The following is a 16,083-nucleotide window of genomic DNA, read 5'->3' as shown; positions in this document are numbered from 1 at the left end:
GCTATCCAGGCCCCAGTCGGCGGATAGCTAAATAAAGCTAATCTAACCAACTGGCGGTCTGGCAGCCATAGCGTCTTGCCCCTTAGGCCCATAACTTTGCGTCCTTGCCTTTCGACAAGTTTGCCTTTTTCAGTTTGTCTGTTTTTTACATCAGCTTACATTATAGGACAGATTTCCTCTCATGTACATCCTTTTTTCCTATTTTTTCATGGCGAATTCAGGAACAGGGTCGCATTGCAATACCTTCTTGCGAGAGTATGAAAATAGGACGTTTGAATCGATATGACGGCTACCAGCAAAATATTGCGTATCGCTTCCCGCTGCTTGTCCGTCAATCCCGACAGCCTGTCCGCAAACCGATTGGCCGCTCCTCGAATGACCTCCTCTGTAAGCAGGTCCTGGTGTGGCTGCCCCTTCAGATGGCCGGTAATATCGAGTAATTGGTCGTTATTCGCGTCGAGCTCCTCGAACATCTTCGTATAAGTGGCGTACAGTTCGATCGGACCGACAAGATCATCGGACTCGTCTTCCGGCTTACCGAGCACAATCTCGAACAGCTTACGTATCGACTCGAAGTCGAGATTCGACTTCAGATCATCGATAATGAACAACAGCGCAGCTTGATTAAGGGAATATTTCTTCCCGGCCTTCGGACAGTCAAAATACGACTTAAAGTCTCTTTTGACCCAATTTTGCATAGAAGTAATGGAAAGGTTCGAATATTCAATAAGCTGACCCAGCGCCGATATTTCCTGCAGCGAGAAGCCTTTCACCTCACTGCCCTTAATTAACTTCTCTATTATAGGCGGCAGAAGCGTGGCGAGAAAGGCAGGCAATGTCGTCCCCTTCTCCAGATCGTACCGATGCGACTTCGCCCAAGCGCTCTGCAGCACTTGAATCGGCTTCTGACTGCTGCTGCCGCGTAAGGAGAGTAACAGCTCCGCCATCTCTTTTCGAGTAAGCGTAAAGGACTCCATATTCCTTCCTCCTCGCATTCACGACTTCGTCAAATTTGCTTACAAGTTCTTATGAACTTATCATATGCTCGCATTAGAGGGTTGTAAAGGGACGATATTCAATGAAAACAAGCCATCGTGCTTTCCAAAATACCGTTTATCGTGCAAAAACGGCGCTTAACGTTGCATACGACGGTTGTCATATGTTGTAATCATTCGGTATAGTTTAATTACCACACTCCTAACGTTAGGAGATGTACAGGTTGGTTAACTAAAAAATTCAAAAAACAAAGGGTAGTGAGAAACGAAAATGGGTATAGGATTCAATTTATTCATGGTTGCTCTTCTTATTTTATTAACTGCTTTTTTCGTGGCAACGGAGTTCGCGATTATCCGGCTTCGCTCCAGTAGAATCGATCAGTTAGTGCTTGAGGGCCGGAAGAACGCTCTTGCCGTTCAACGGGTTACGAGCAATCTGGATGCCTACTTGTCAGCCTGCCAACTAGGTATAACAATTACTGCGCTCGGGCTGGGCTGGTTGGGAGAACCGACCGTTGAAAAAATGCTTTTACCCTTATTTGAACGATTTGAACTCAATAGTGATATTAGCCATATCTTATCCTTTATTATCGCTTTCGTTTCAGTAACGTTTCTACACGTCGTTGTCGGTGAACTTGCACCGAAAACTTGGGCCATCCAGAAAGCCGAGTTTATCAGCTTCCTAACGGCTAAACCAATCATTTTCTTCCATACAATTATGTACCCGTTCATCTGGTTGCTTAACGGCTCAGCTAACGGAATCGTACGATTGTTCGGCCTTAAGCCGGCCAAGGAGCATGAAGAAGCTCATTCCGAGGAAGAAATTCAGATTATTCTTAATGAGAGTTATCAGAGCGGGAAGATCAACAATACCGAATACGGCTATGTGAGCCGAATCTTCGCATTCGACGAGCTGCTAGCCAAGGAAATTATGGTTCCCCGCACAGATATGATCTGCTTATTTACGAACAAATCGTTGCAAGAAAATATGGAAATCATTCGCAAAGAACAATATACCCGCTTCCCGGTCGCACTGGAGAGCAAAGATAATATTGTAGGTATGATCAACACGAAGCAGCTTTTCCTAGAATATGAATCGAACAGCAACTTTGAATTCAAGAAGCTTGTTCATCCGGTACTTAGCGTATCTGAGGTAACGCCAGTTAAGTCGCTGCTGAAGAGAATGCAACAGGAACGCGTCCATATCGCTATCTTGGTTGATGAATACGGCGGAACATCGGGACTCATTACGATTGAAGATATATTAGAAGAGATCGTCGGCGAGATTCGCGATGAATTCGATGCTGATGAACGCAAGGACGTAGAACAGCTAGCAGATAATTGCTACTTGCTGGACGGAAAAGTATCGCTTGATGAACTAGCGGACCTTACAGGAACGATCTTCGAGGACGAGGATGTCGATACGGTGGGCGGCTGGCTGTACAGTCAAGTGCAAGATCCGAAGCCGGGCAAGGAGCATCATTACGAGAACCTGATGTTCATTATCCGCGAGACGAGCAAAAACCGCATTCGTAAAGTAGAGATGCTTATTCAACAAAACGAGCCCGTTGTCGAGGGCGAGCTGGCCTAATCTTATCCTAATCAGCAAGAGGATGCTTTCTCCGTGAATCCAATGGATTCGCAGAGCAGCATCCTCTTTTTTTTGACAGGCTGGGTTTGCTATTGCTTCCGGCTAGCTCTAAGCCTGGTCGACTGTTAATCCCGGCTTGTACATCCTACTCTCGGCGGTCGCATTTTCCTTCGCGGTCAACGTCTCACAGCTTACTTTGTACACATGCGTTGCGCTGCCTTTGGAGGAGCGATAGCGCTCCAGATGCGTTCTCGCCAGCGGGTCCTTATAAAAGCCGGGCACATACTTGTCAAGGAGCGCCCGCATCGCCGCGTGCGCCTCCTCCCGCTCCGTAACCTGCTCCGCTTTACCGAAGATCATAACGCTCATATATGCGGTGTCGGTATGCGCAGGTACTGGATGCGTAATCGTCCCATAATTTTCACTAACCGTAAAGCATGCTTCGTTATTGTCCGCAATGATCCTTACCTTCCTACCCTCTTCAGCCCCGTGAAAATAGATCGCTCCATTCCACCAAACGAAATTAAGAGGTACAACATACGGCAGCTTGCCGTCCGATAGACCAAGAAATCCGGTCTGTGCCTGATTCAGAAAAAAATCGATCTTTGTTTGATCGCTGCATGCTCTTACATCCAAACGTACGGTAAACATGTTCTTCACCTTCCCAAATGGAATAGATATGTGTTACTGTCATGTTATACAATCGTTGTCACTACGAAAAGTGACAAAAACTATAATTCTAAAGGGGTCAGATAAATCATGACGATGATCGCCATCTCTCCCATACTCGATAAACAAAGCAGCCAGCCGGTCTACATGCAGCTGTACAAATATATTAGATCCCAGGTTGAAGCGGGGTCGCTTGCCGAAGGGGTCCAATTACCGGCTATCCGGCAGCTTGCGCTTCATCTTGGCCTCAGCAAAAATACGATAGAAGCGGCTTACCAGCAGCTTCTGTCGGAAGGCTATGTGGACAGCAAGGAACGAGGTGGTTACCGCGTATTACCGCTGGAGGAGCTCGTATGGCCTTTAAAGACAGATAAGACGGAGATGGAATCGGAGATTGTGAACATGGCTGACGAGCCTATTTTGCCGCGCAAAGTCGATTACGACTTCCAGTATGGAGATATGGAGATCGAACGGTTTCCTCATGAAGTATGGAAAAGCTGTCTCGTCGAAGCCGTCTCGAGCAGGTCAAGCGAGGTTCTTGGGTACGGACACTATCAAGGGGATGCTGAGTTACGTGCAGAGATTGCCCGCTACGCTTTCGAATCACGCGGAGTCCATTGTCATCCCAACCAAATTATCGTATGCGCGGGTACACAACATTCTGTGAGCATGCTGTGCCAGCTCCTGTCGCTGCGAGAGCAGCGTATTGGCATGGAAGAACCCGGCTATGCGGGTGTTAAGACGGTGCTGCGCAATCACGGCTGCTCCTTAAGCCCTATTCCTTTGGAGCATGACGGTATTCAGATTGAGCGTCTTTATACGGCTGGCGTGCAGGTCGCTTATGTGACTCCTTCCCATCAATTCCCGATCGGTATGGTACTTCCTATTCATAAGCGAACAAGGCTGCTGCAATGGGCGATTGATTGTGACGGGCTTATATTGGAAGACGATTACGATAGCGAATTCCGCTATTACGGTCAACCTGTTCCTGCGCTCAAAGCGCTTGATACAGCGGACAAGGTTATTTATATGGGTACGTTCTCCAAATCCTTCCTGCCTGCTGCACGTTTAAGCTATCTTGTCCTTCCCCCAACCTTAATGGCAACCGTTCAGGACAAGCTTGCAAATTACAGTCACCCCGTCTCCCCTATTATTCAGAAGGCGGTTACGCTATTCATGAGTCGGGGACATTTCGCCAGACATATCCGTAAGATGAGGCGCATCTATCAAGGGAAACATAAAGCAGTTACGGCCGCTATTCAGCGCTGGATGGGAGAACACGTCGAAGTAATCGGCGACCGTTCCGGTCTTCATCTATTGCTGCATGTGAAGGGCCGGCAAAGCGAGGATCTGCTTCGGCTTGGAGAACTTGCGGGCTGCCGTGCCTATTCCCCTTCCCGTCATTGGAATCATGCTGCAGATTGTCCGGGGGGCTATATGATGATTGGATTTGGAGGCATGGAGGAAGCCCAGCTTACAGAAGGTATTCGGCTCTTAAGCGAGGCATGGTTCGGCGGAAAAAGCTAGCTTGAGAAGTAGATCAAATTTTTTTTAAAAAAAGCTTGCATAAAGGACGAGTTGTGTGTAATAATACATCTTGTGTCAAAGAGAATAACGCGCCGTTGTAGCTCAATTGGTAGAGCAACTGACTTGTAATCAGTAGGTTGGGGGTTCAAGTCCTCTCGACGGCACCATCTCTTTCACGGGACGTAGCTCAGCTTGGTAGAGCACCTGGTTTGGGACCAGGGGGTCGCATGTTCAAATCGTGTCGTCCCGACCATAGTGAAACTATGAAGGTACAGCAATCATACATAGCTTTAACAAAGAAAGAGAAGCTTGAGCAATCAAGCTTCTCTTTCTTTGTTATGATGAAGCGGGAGAAGCAGCTAAGCTGCTTCCCCTATTCCCGGCTTCAACTTCTCAGCCAGCTCCTCGTAACCTGATTCTAACGCATAGTCAGAAGCACTCCAGCCCGAATCGTCTATCGTAGACGGTTCAGCACCATATTCGAGCAGCAGCATAACCGCACTCTCATCACCGTGTGATGCGGCAGTCATCAGAGGCGTCCATCCATAGCTGTCCTGCAGATTCGGGTCTGCCTGATGGTCAAGCAGCAATCTAGCCATTTCAACATAGCCGCCTGTTATTGCTACCGTCAATGCTGTATTCTCATATTCTTCCTCGATCAAATCAATCGATGCACCTGACTCAAGCAGCGCTTTTGCCATTTCTAAGTTATTCTGATCAGCGGCACTCATCAGCACGGTCCATCCATCATAATCGGTAGTATTAGGATCAGCGCCTGCCTGCAGCAGCTCCGTAACGCGAAGAGTTTCCCCGTTCAATGCAGCATCCAGCAGTTCCTCGTTTTGCGTACTGTCCTCAAACGCGCCAGTTGCCACTTTGAAAAGCGAAGCGGATAAAACAATTCCGGTAATAAACATTACTAAGATCGCAACACAGACGGAGCCAATTATAATATAAGTCATCCTCGACGACCGGTAGCGCGGAGACAGATGCGGGTCGACATACCGCTGAATCGCATCGATCCGCTTAGGAAGCGGAGGATGAGTTGACAACTTCTCCGCGAGCCATACGAAAAGTCCGCGCTCACTGCTGCTCTGAAGCAAATAATCTTCACGGTCCACCTGTTTGTATAAGCTCTTGCCCACTGCCAGTACCGTTAGTCCGTTCATTGCCGCTTCAGCGTCCTCTGTGAAATGAGTAGCCATTCGGTCGCATGTGTACTCACATGCCCGCGAGTAGGCGTCGCCAAGGAACGGCAGCCACATGGCTGGAATGATGAACAGGTGCTTCGTTAGATGCCTCCGCTGCAAGTGCGCAAGCTCGTGACTGATGACGAACGTCAGCTCCTTGCTCCCGCCTCTGTTCATCAGCTCGAATAAATCCGAATAAAGCACGACCATATTTCGGCCAAAGAACCGGGTTGCGAAGGCGTTCAATACCCCGCTTGATTCCATGATATATACATCCGGCAACGATGGAAGCCCCATCCGCAAGCTCTGTTGATATACGATTTCGTATATCTCGGGAAATTGCTTTTGCGTAATTCGCACGCCATTTATTCGAATGCTCGCGTTCAGTATCGCTTGAGCAATGAGCGGCACGACGACAATAAACAATAAAATATAAATGCCTATAATCGAAATCAACAATACGAGCGAAGCTATAATACTAAATACGAGCGCTATTACATAATACGTTTTTTCTTTCTTGTGCACCAACGACGGATCTACATACATTCCTTTAAGCAACCCCTTCTATAAACAATACCAACAGTCAACAGTATACATGAACTGGTAGATTTGGGGTATAGCCAATAACAAGAAAGAGAGCTTGCTTCTTGCGAAGCTAGCTCTCTTCCTATCATTAAACTCATGTATGATTTTTACTCTTGGTTTTTAACGAATCGTGAAGTCGCTATCCCGGAAATGGACCTCAAAATAGAGTTATAACGAACTACAGTAACGTTATTTTTAAAAAAGAAGCTTGAAATATGCGGCTCATGACCAAATAGCGTTTACAGGATTCGTTACCGGCCCTTTGATCCAATATATCCACATCTAACGCTATCACCATTCGTTAGACGCTAATAGCTCACACCTATAGTACTTCATAATCATTTTGTAATTTGACTAGTCAGCACCTCGGAAGTAATCCATTTACGGAATACGAGCAGCAGGATGATCGACGGCAAACTCATGATCGCATAATACTGCCAGACGCTCGGATCGCCGAAATTCGCAGGATCGCTCGAGATTAACCGATATCCATTTGCTACGGGAGAATACCCATTCTCTCGAGCATTGTAAATGATGGATGGCAGATAGGCATTCCACAGAGCTATGAATTGCAGCACGCCAAGCGCCAGCAGCGGCTTCCATACCTTCGGAATATATAGCGTGAAGAATGTATGCATCTCACCACGGCCGCTTGCCTCTGCCTGTTCCTTCAGATCGCTGTACCGGCTATTGAATATCGACTTCAGCACAAATATAGAAGCAAGTGAGAAAAATCCTAAAATCAGTTGAGAAAACACTGTATTCAACATGGACAGCTTCAAGAACAGGAGAACCTCGTTAATCACATTCGAACCAACAGCCAGTACAAATAGCAGAAGTAGTTTATAGAGGTTCCGGCCTGGCAGCTTCTTTACGGTTAATGGATACGCAAGCGTAACGGTAATGAACATGAAAATGACTACTGCAACAAAATAAACTATCGAAAACCCGGTAGTATTCCACAATGAGATATGATCCCACACGTTTGCTCCCGAAACGTTTTGTTTTGTAAACGGATCTATTAAAAGTAAATATAAGAAAAGCAATACGACAGCCGCATAAATCCCAGACACAGCTGTTCCCCACCACGTATTAGTTTTTCTAGTTTCTTGAGTTGCATTCCGATGTTGGATTCCGCTAAACAAATCGCGTAGGAGTTTGCCTCTCACAAGCAAGTATGAAAGCAGCACAAGAACAAGCTGAATGATGAATACTAATGTGCCTGCGGCAGACGATAAACTATATTGAGCTTGCATTAAGCCTATCATGTATCTGTAATTATCGATTGTGATTCCGCTATCTCTTGTCAATGAATTAATCATATTTGATGATAATTCCATATTACTTGAGAGTAAAAAGGAGAGATGCACAATCATATACGCCGCAATCGCTCTTGCTGCAGCCGCCATAATTGATCTGAACTGCCCACCGGCAGCTTGAGCTGACTGATTGGCCAAGATTGCTGCCAGACCAAGCATAACCGGAATGCCCAAGCTGCGGAATGCTTCGACTGCTATAATGATTAGTTTCGTCAAAGAAGGATCTGCAAGAAAGTACTTATTTGTATGGAATAGCGCTAGATGGCCAGGTGACAATAAATTGATCACTACCCCAGCAATAAACACCGACGGCACAACATAAGGAATCAGAAATAACGTTTGGAACGAACCTCTGATCCATTTGGAACGGATTGAACCTAATGAAAGCGCCAGCCCCAAAGCGATTGTACCGCTTATGAGTACGAAACCAATATTCATCACAATCGTGTTGCCCAAAGCCTTCATAAAAAGTTCATCCTCGAACAAAGCCGAGTAGTTGTCGAAACCCACCCAAGGACTGCCAAACATTCCTCGAAACGGACTATAGTCAATAAAGGAGTAATACATCGTTTGAATGAGCGGAATTAGCTTGAAGATAACAATAAGCAGTAATGCCGGCAATACGATAAGGTAATGAAACTTGTACTTCCAAATACGATCCATCAATTCGGGTGCTCCCTCGCTCTCTTCCTTATGAATAGGTATAATGTGTATTAACGACGATTAATAGAAACTTAAAGATTGGGGATTACAAAATGGATTTCCGTTTGGATTTATTGGATACGAAAATCGAGTTTTTTGAAGCGACGGATTTGAAGTCGCTGGAGCGTATGGTCAATAGTCAGATCGATATGAACAAGGCGCTTATGCTTGATGTCCATTCCATTAGCCATCAGGTGACGTTCCATCCGAAGATGGAGAAAATGGTATACAGCGCCGTCGTACACTTTAAAGTTAAGCGTTAGCCTGCATTGCAGCGGGCCTTAGACGTAACTCTTAAGCGACGGCGGCTTGCGGACGAGCGAGTTTTGCTCGTAATCGTAAGCTAGCTTAATAAGCATCGGCTCGCTGTATGCCGCTCCGGCGAACGTCACGCCGAACGGTACGCCTTCGGATGTGTAGCCTGCAGGTACGATGATACTCGGATATCCGGCGCGAGACGTAATTCTAGCGCCGAAGTCGGCCGGGAAGAGCAAGGCGTCGAGCTGATGCTCAGCAAACGTCGCATCGATGCCCTCGTCCTTGCAGAGCCGCAGATCGGCGGCGCGATCCCGCAAGTACGGCGTTTCGGTCAACATACCCGTTGTCGTCGTCTCTGCCGCAAGCAGCGTCGTCTGACCGTAACGCAGCGCTTCAATGGGATGCTCATTATTGAAGGCGATAATATCCTTGAGCGATCGCAGCTTCGCACCTGCCGGCAGCTTGCTTAAGTAAGCATTAAGCGCCGACTTGAATTCATTAAGCACGACCGAGGAATAAACGATTTGACGAGCTGTCTTAATATTGGCGGCATCAATGATAATTGCCCCCTGCCCCCTCATCACTTGGACGGCAGCATCGAATATCGCAAGCTGCTCCTCCGTCAGCTCCTCGAAATAATAATCTCTTGGAATACCGATTCTAGCACCTCTCAAACCGCCTCGCGCCAAATACTGCGTGTAATCGCCATGCCCCTTCCACTGCATCGCCCCTGTCGCCGCATCCGATTCATCATAGCCGGTTATGGCGCTCAACACGATAGCCGCATCCGTCACCGTCCGAGCGATTGGTCCAACCGTATCTTGGCTCGTCGATAACGGGAGAACGCCGGAACGGCTAACGAGCCCCACAGTAGGCTTGATCCCGACCGTCGAGCTCAGATTCGCAGGATTAAGTATCGAGCCCGACGTCTCCGTTCCAATAGAGACCATACAGAAGTTGCACGCAACGGCAACGCCGGAGCCTGCGCTCGAGCCGCCAGTCGGCTTGGAGATGTTATACGGATTGAGCGTCTGACCGCCGCGCGAGCTGTATCCCGAAGGCATGCCATCTGTCATAAAGTTCGCGAACTCCGTCATATTAGCTTTGCCGAGTATAATGGCGCCCGCTTCCCGCAATTTCTTCACAACCGTTGCGTCTTCTCCCGCATAGGAGCCCGCCAGCGCCAGCGAACCTGCGCTTGTGCTCATCTGATCCATTGTATTGATGTTGTCCTTAAGTAGAATAGGAATACCGTGCAACGGCCCTCGAACTCCTCGGGAAGCTCGCTCGGCATCAAGCGCCGAAGCAATAAATAACGCCTCCGGATTAACACACAGAACCGAATTGATCGTTAGCCCATTTTTGTCATGAGCTGCTATTCGGTCTAGATAGATAAGCGTAAGTTCTCTAGAGGTAGTCTCACCTGATGTCAGTGCAGCCTGCATAGACGTAATCGTCGCTTCGATAACCTCAAAGCTCATAGGATCGCTCATCTCCATTAGTACCAAGGTATATTTTGGAATTAATATACCATATCATCCTGCCCGCTACTACTTGAATCTATGAATCTAACTAAAACAGCCGCGCACAGAAACTTTTTTCCGCAACTTCACGTCTAAATGGAAAAATATCCAATTTCAAGGGAGAGTTCATATGGATAGTCCTCAACGCCAGCCACAACGGTTACGTATCATTCTCGTAGTCACGCTTATCTCCGCTCTTCTTCTGACGATCGGGTGCAAATCAGAAGATCTGCCTGTTGCTTCCCCGTCCACTGCCGCGACACCCAAGCCTACTCTTGCGCCGACGGTTACGCCGCTTCAATTGCTTACGGTAGATGGCCAAGTGACACTCAGCTCCCTAGCACCGTTCTTCGCAGGAAAAGCAGACACTGCGTCAATCCCGCTTGAAGCCAGTCATTACGGCAAAGCTGGCGATACATTCAAAGTGTCCGAGCAGCGAGGCGAATGGATTGCCTTCACTACCGATGAAGTTGGGCTCATCCGGCTACCGATCTGGTACGGTACAGACGCCGCTAAGGAGATTCGGGTGAGTCAACCGGTAAAGCTGAATGTAAAGCCTGGTGCAAAGTATTCTTTATTCCCCGGCAGCACGCTGACAACGGACGCCAGCCATCTTGGCGAGTCGATCTACAGCGCTATCCGCTGGAACGACTGGTACGGCATTCTTAAATCGCCGGTTATCCCCTATGGTGAATATCAGCCCAATCGGCCTGTGCTGCTCTGGATCCCTTCTGCACAGATTGAATCGAGCGAAGGCGTGCAAGGCGGCATCCTTGATGCGAATAGTTCGCTCCCGATCACCGAAGCGATCTCCATTATCGAGGCTGTTATATCCAAAGGAACGGATGCAGAAGCGGTGAGACAGTTGCTGGGCGAATCGAATATAATCGAGACGTCGCGCAATATGAGCACGACGGATGAAGCGATGCGCCTTGGCGTTACATGGCGCTATGAGCTGGGAGAAGTCCATTTTACGATTACGTTTAATAAGGAGAAGAAGGTTGAGGAATGGCGTCTGATTCAGACAGCAACCTTAGCTGAACATAAGAAATTAAGCAGTTATACGTATCCTGCGGAATACATGCACGAATATCGGGAACTTCCGCCAAGCTCTACCAAAGCTGTGAATTGGACATGGCGCAACGAATACAATCTAGGTTATACGTACTTGCAAGCTGTTACGGATCGCATCCTGCTGCTCAAAGGGGATGACGGCGGTTATAGCGGCATGCATAATAACGGAGGTCTATACGCGGTCGATCGGGAAACCGGCGAGACGTTGTGGAGGATCGATGCGGGGTTTGGCGGTTTCTCAGCTTACTTAGACAACAACAACGAGTATGCTACCGTATTCATTGACTATGACCCCGCTTCGCAACAATATGTACAGCGGATAAGCCGCGTGAGGCTGTCCGACGGCAAGCCTGTATGGACGTTCGACGGGAGTAAGCTCGAAGACTTCAGAGTGGCAAGGGCGAAAAACACCGTTGTTATCCATCAAGGATCATCCGTGCCGAATGCGGAAGGCAAGATTATCGCCCTTGATGCTGCAACCGGTAAAGAAAGATGGACCAAGTCAACAAATGACAGCTATGAGATTATAAACGATAGTGATCGTTATGCTGCCATAATGATTGTTCAATATAATACATTGCAGGCATTCGATCCGCTTACGGGCGAACTCATGTGGGAAGAAGCATCGCAGGGCACACAAGCCGAGTCGGCAAGCTATTATTCGCGCCCGTTCATCGAGTCGCCAATTAACCCCTTCGAGCCGGAGAAAACCGATCAATGGATTATGCTTGGCAATGAGATCCTATTAGTAAATACGAGCACGAAAACAAAGCAGGTAAAAGCGAGGTATACGATAGGCGACCATGAATTCGTGTTTGCGCTCGAGGGTCAATACCTGCTCATTCAACAGCCTGCAGATGACAAGACGGAGGTCGAGCCGACACCGTATAAGACAGCGTTATACGACGCGGTAAACGCCAAGACGTTATGGTCGATTCCAGGCAAAGCAGCAGGAGCGGTCTTCGATGGCGATAATGTCTATATGACCGTGGATGGCATTCCAACGGCTGTTAGCCAATCAGATGGCAAGATTCTCTGGAAAACAAAAGAGTCCTCTTTCACAGGTTCGGTATCCTACTACGGAGCAAACAAGTTCATCGTGCTGGATAACAAGCTACTGCTTTCTTACGGCGAAGATCTATTGCTCCTTGACAAGCAAACCGGCAAGCAATTGAACCGATTACAAGACGTCATATTAGGGTATCCCGACTTGCGCTTAAAGGACATTTTGAATGGCTTAATCAATCGTAATGGCGATGAGCTGTATATCGGCTCAAGCAACGGCTACTTCTCGCGAATGAAGCTAGACTTCTAATAACGATTACACATACAAAAGAAGCTGACTCCTGCACTGGAGTCAGCTTCTTACTTTAATATTATTACAAATCCTGAGACAGCCGAACCATATCGATAACTTGGATACCGTTCTCGTAGATCGGCTCATGATAGTGGCGGATGAAAAAGTCTCTATCGATGCCGACCATTCTGAAGCCGCATTTCTGATAAAGCGCCAGTTGACCGACTCCCGAATTGCCCGTTCCAATCTCGATTGTCTTGTAGCCAAGCTGCTTCGCGGTGTCAATCGCATGTTTGACCAGCTGCTTGCCGATTCCCTGCCCCTGCTCGCTCTCGGCGACTGCCACATTCACGATCTCGATGGTCTCCGGCCGAGTAGGCAGCAACACATACACCCCTATAATCAAACCGCCGTCTTCGGCAACCATACATTGACCCCGGTTCAAATATTCGTTCACCAGCTTCTCCGAAGGATCGGCCATCAGCAGCAGTTCCATCGGCGGAGGCTCTCGGTAAGCCAGCATTCTAATTTGCATCCTATACTCTCCTTGCCCATTCAGTCGCTATGGTATTCTAGCTTCTCCTATACGCTTGTTATTAAGACGTAGTTGGGAATGGCAAGGTTTCAAATAATTACTGGCAAAGCCTCTCTCAAGCTGCGGCACTATGCGTGAGCTGCTTGCGATAGACGAGCTTAGAGATCGTAATGCTAATCTCGTATAGCAGGAATAGAGGCACAATAACGATCAGATCGGATAAAATGTCAGGCGGCGTTATCGTAATCGCAACAATAGCCAAAATAAAATAAGCAAGCTTGCGCGCTTTCGCCAGCCTCGTCGGATTCAATATCCCAAGCTTCGTTAGAAACATAACGATCGCCGGCATCTCGAACAGCAATCCGAACGGGACAGTCATATGGATCATAAAGGTGAAATATTTATCCGCCGTATACATCGTATTGAAATCTCCGGCAGCCATCTGCGCCATGAAATGAAGAACCATTGGGAAAAGGATGAAGTAACCAAAGCAGATGCCAATAATGAACAACAGGCATATGCCGGGTATGAAAAGCAGCGTTGCTTGCTGCGCTTGCTTCGGTACGGCCGGCTGCACGAACTTCCATATTTGATAAGCTGCGATCGGCAGCGTAATTGCGATCGCCACGACTCCCGCAATCATCATATACACCCATACGACATCCGACGGTCCCAGCAGTACGAGCTGGTGATCCATATCCCGCACGAGCCAGCGATAAATATCTTTGACATAAATGAATGCTGCGGCCATCGCAACGAGGAATGAGACGAGCGTGCGAATCAGACGCTGCCGCAGCTCGCCTAGATGTCCGATCAGACTTTGCTCATTCGGATTCGCGTTCGCCATTATTTGTTCGATACCGCCTGCGCTTGCGCGTCCTGCGGTTCCCCGTCTTTGCGTTCTTCAGCGCCGCTATCCCCGCTGCCGTTGACAAGTCCTCGCGTAGCACTCTTGAATTCCGTTAGCGTCCGTCCGAAGGCGCGGCCTAGCTCAGGAAGCTTCGATGGACCGAACAAAATAAGCGCAATCACCAATATCAATACTAATCCCCCGATACCAATCTGACCAAATGGCATGTGAATCTCTCCTTATTATCAGAACTATAATAACCACCTCAGCCGCAGTCTCGTTCACATACGGCTGGGTGGCTTTAATCATTGATTAACCAAGCTTGAATCCGCTAATAGCGACGACTGCGCATCTTGCTTTGCTGTCGCCGGCGCGGTGAGGCCATCTGCTCGTCGGATTGTTCAGATCGGTCGTATTCTCTCCCGGATGCTGCACCGACAGGAACAACGTCTGCTCGTCCGGCGTGAAGAACGGACCGGTCAGCTCGCTCTCGACCGGCGCCGATGCGAACTGGAGCGCGATCGCCTGATCAGGTCCGCTCGTCGGAATAACGAACAAGCCGTTATTCTTGAACGGTTTGTGCACGCCTTTATTTTGGCTGGAGCTGGAGATGTCAGTTACAACCCACAGATGCCCGTTGGAATCAAACGCCAGGTTGTCCGGCGAGCTGAAGCCCGATTGACGGCCACCTGCGGCGAAGATTTCGAAGTCGAACGTTAGCGAACCAAGATCGCTGTCGGTCTCGAATATGCGCGTAATATGTCCGTGAATGTTGCCATGGTTGTCGTTGTTCGTGTGGCAGATGAAGATGGTATTATCGAAAGGAGAGATTTCGATATCTTCCGGACGATCTGTCGGCGTACCGCCTACGAGAAGCGCCGCTTCCTGACAGTAAGTGACGACATCGCCTTGTGTAGCAAACTTCTTAAGCAGCTCGGGCTTGTCCTTCACTGCCTTCTGCACCGCATCGAGCGTTACAGGCGCCCATTCGCCCTTCTTCAAGTTAGCTACGTATAGCGTGCCTTCTTCAAGCAGTGCGGAGTTTCCGCGTCCAAGCGACTTGTTGTACTTGCCCTTGGATATAAATTTATAGACGCAAGCGTCCTTCTTGTCATCGCCCATATAGACGACTACGCGGCCGTCCTTCGCGATGCCCATTGCCGTGTTCTCGTGATTGAAGCGTCCAAGCGCCGTATGTTTCTTCAAATACTTCTTGTCGAACGGATCAATCTCAATAACCCATCCGTAATGCGTGTCAGGCAGGCTGGAAGCGGCTGCCGTCTCGGCGAAGTTCTCCTCGCATGACAGAACCGTATTCCACAGCGTAACGCCGCCGGAGCAGTTCGCGAACGTGCCAATAGCCGTCGTTGCCCCGCCAAGAGCCGTAGCGCCTTTGGCCGGACCGGTCAGATCAAACTTCGTATATCCGTTGATTCTGCGTGCGTGGGATGAATTAATGTCCATCTTCCATACGCCTTTATCGTCGCGATACACTTCGATAACGGACATGCCTTGGTAATAAAGATTGTTGTGCAGTTGCTCCTTCGTCATCTTGCCGTCCTTAACCGGTCCGATGGAGAAGATCGTGCTGTATTCATGGTTATTGACGAGAAGCCCTCTTACATTAGAGCCCTCAAGCGGGAAAAAAGCGTTGTAGTCGCAGCCGGAGCCGAAGCGCTCGCCTGCTGCATTGATGACATCGTCGAATGCCGCTACAACGTCATATTTGAAGTTTTTGGGGAGCAGAAGCTTATCTTCCGAGGATGGTGCAATCGGCTCGAAATAACCGCTGACACGATTCGTGTTGAAGCCAAAAAGGTGATCAGCCGTGGATGACATCGCAGAAGCTTTGCCATTCAATGTTCCGAGGCCGGCGGAAGCTGCCGCCAGGGCAGCAGCGCCCGTACCTAAGTAAGACAGAAATGTTTTACGGTCAATCGTTTTGTTCAACTTGTCCACTCCTTATTC

The 16,083-nt window shown here is 48.5% G+C and carries 13 protein-coding genes, 2 tRNA genes and 1 riboswitch; of the genes, 6 read left to right on the top strand and 9 right to left on the bottom strand.

The window, feature by feature from the left end; translation table 11 throughout:
* Window positions 1-49: 49 nt before the first annotated feature.
* Window positions 50-135, bottom strand: a riboswitch (cyclic di-GMP riboswitch).
* 71 nt (window positions 136-206) lie between these two features.
* Window positions 207-977, bottom strand: coding sequence for a DUF1836 domain-containing protein (locus tag AC1DF0_RS08540; protein ID WP_477573663.1), 771 nt, complete (start codon window positions 975-977; stop codon window positions 207-209).
* A 289-nt stretch (window positions 978-1,266) separates the two neighbouring features.
* Between AC1DF0_RS08540 and AC1DF0_RS08535 the strand changes: the two genes are divergently transcribed.
* Window positions 1,267-2,586 (top strand): hemolysin family protein, encoded by a 1,320-nt coding sequence (locus AC1DF0_RS08535; protein ID WP_477573662.1) that lies wholly within the window; start codon window positions 1,267-1,269, stop codon window positions 2,584-2,586.
* Between the two features lie 108 nt (window positions 2,587-2,694).
* On the opposite strand, the gene AC1DF0_RS08530 is transcribed toward AC1DF0_RS08535, so the two are convergent.
* Window positions 2,695-3,237: a pyridoxamine 5'-phosphate oxidase family protein gene (locus AC1DF0_RS08530; protein ID WP_477573661.1), complete on the bottom strand. Its 543-nt coding sequence runs from the start codon at window positions 3,235-3,237 to the stop codon at window positions 2,695-2,697.
* Between the two features lie 108 nt (window positions 3,238-3,345).
* Here AC1DF0_RS08530 and pdxR point away from each other — a divergent pair, with 108 nt between their 5' ends.
* The 3 genes from pdxR to AC1DF0_RS08515 all read left to right on the top strand — a co-directional run bounded on the left by pdxR (window position 3,346) and on the right by AC1DF0_RS08515 (window position 5,035).
* Window positions 3,346-4,782 (top strand): MocR-like pyridoxine biosynthesis transcription factor PdxR, encoded by a 1,437-nt coding sequence (gene pdxR / locus AC1DF0_RS08525; protein ID WP_477573660.1) that lies wholly within the window; start codon window positions 3,346-3,348, stop codon window positions 4,780-4,782.
* A 91-nt stretch (window positions 4,783-4,873) separates the two neighbouring features.
* Window positions 4,874-4,949: transfer RNA gene (locus AC1DF0_RS08520), tRNA-Thr, on the top strand.
* A gap of 9 nt (window positions 4,950-4,958) precedes the next feature.
* Window positions 4,959-5,035 (top strand) — tRNA-Pro (locus AC1DF0_RS08515).
* Window positions 5,036-5,141: 106 nt separating this feature from the next.
* Here the strand turns inward: AC1DF0_RS08515 and AC1DF0_RS08510 are convergent.
* A complete protein-coding gene (locus tag AC1DF0_RS08510) occupies window positions 5,142-6,518 on the bottom strand; it encodes a M48 family metallopeptidase (RefSeq protein ID WP_477573659.1) in 1,377 nt (458 codons plus the stop codon).
* 377 nt (window positions 6,519-6,895) lie between these two features.
* Entirely contained in the window at window positions 6,896-8,341 is a 1,446-nt protein-coding gene (locus AC1DF0_RS08505) for a hypothetical protein (protein ID WP_477573658.1), read from the bottom strand.
* A gap of 290 nt (window positions 8,342-8,631) precedes the next feature.
* On the opposite strand from AC1DF0_RS08505, the gene AC1DF0_RS08500 reads away from it, so the two are divergent.
* Window positions 8,632-8,841, top strand: coding sequence for a YrzA family protein (locus AC1DF0_RS08500; RefSeq protein WP_337098573.1), 210 nt, complete (start codon window positions 8,632-8,634; stop codon window positions 8,839-8,841).
* An 18-nt stretch (window positions 8,842-8,859) separates the two neighbouring features.
* Here the strand turns inward: AC1DF0_RS08500 and AC1DF0_RS08495 are convergent, their stop codons facing one another.
* On the bottom strand, window positions 8,860-10,317 hold the full coding sequence (locus tag AC1DF0_RS08495) for an amidase family protein (RefSeq protein WP_477573657.1): 1,458 nt from the start codon (window positions 10,315-10,317) through the stop codon (window positions 8,860-8,862).
* 172 nt (window positions 10,318-10,489) lie between these two features.
* On the opposite strand from AC1DF0_RS08495, the gene AC1DF0_RS08490 reads away from it, so the two are divergent.
* Entirely contained in the window at window positions 10,490-12,748 is a 2,259-nt protein-coding gene (locus AC1DF0_RS08490) for an outer membrane protein assembly factor BamB family protein (RefSeq protein WP_477573656.1), read from the top strand.
* Between the two features lie 64 nt (window positions 12,749-12,812).
* Here AC1DF0_RS08490 and AC1DF0_RS08485 read toward each other — a convergent pair whose 3' ends face one another.
* From AC1DF0_RS08485 to AC1DF0_RS08470, 4 genes are all read right to left on the bottom strand, one after another.
* A complete protein-coding gene (locus AC1DF0_RS08485) occupies window positions 12,813-13,265 on the bottom strand; it encodes a GNAT family N-acetyltransferase (RefSeq protein WP_475820354.1) in 453 nt (150 codons plus the stop codon).
* A 115-nt stretch (window positions 13,266-13,380) separates the two neighbouring features.
* Complete coding sequence (tatC, locus tag AC1DF0_RS08480; protein WP_477573655.1) at window positions 13,381-14,112, bottom strand: twin-arginine translocase subunit TatC; 732 nt, start codon at window positions 14,110-14,112, stop codon at window positions 13,381-13,383.
* The gene (locus tag AC1DF0_RS08475; protein ID WP_477573654.1) at window positions 14,112-14,342 is read right to left on the bottom strand and encodes a twin-arginine translocase TatA/TatE family subunit; all 231 of its coding nucleotides are present in this window, start codon (window positions 14,340-14,342) and stop codon (window positions 14,112-14,114) included. The genes tatC and AC1DF0_RS08475 overlap by 1 nt, the downstream gene beginning before the upstream one ends.
* An 85-nt stretch (window positions 14,343-14,427) precedes the next feature.
* Complete coding sequence (locus tag AC1DF0_RS08470; protein ID WP_477573653.1) at window positions 14,428-16,065, bottom strand: PhoX family protein; 1,638 nt, start codon at window positions 16,063-16,065, stop codon at window positions 14,428-14,430.
* Window positions 16,066-16,083: the final 18 nt, after the last annotated feature.

The sequence above is a fragment of the Paenibacillus sp. 05T425 genome, assembly GCF_056396205.1.
This window is presented reverse-complemented; position numbering and strand designations above follow the sequence as displayed.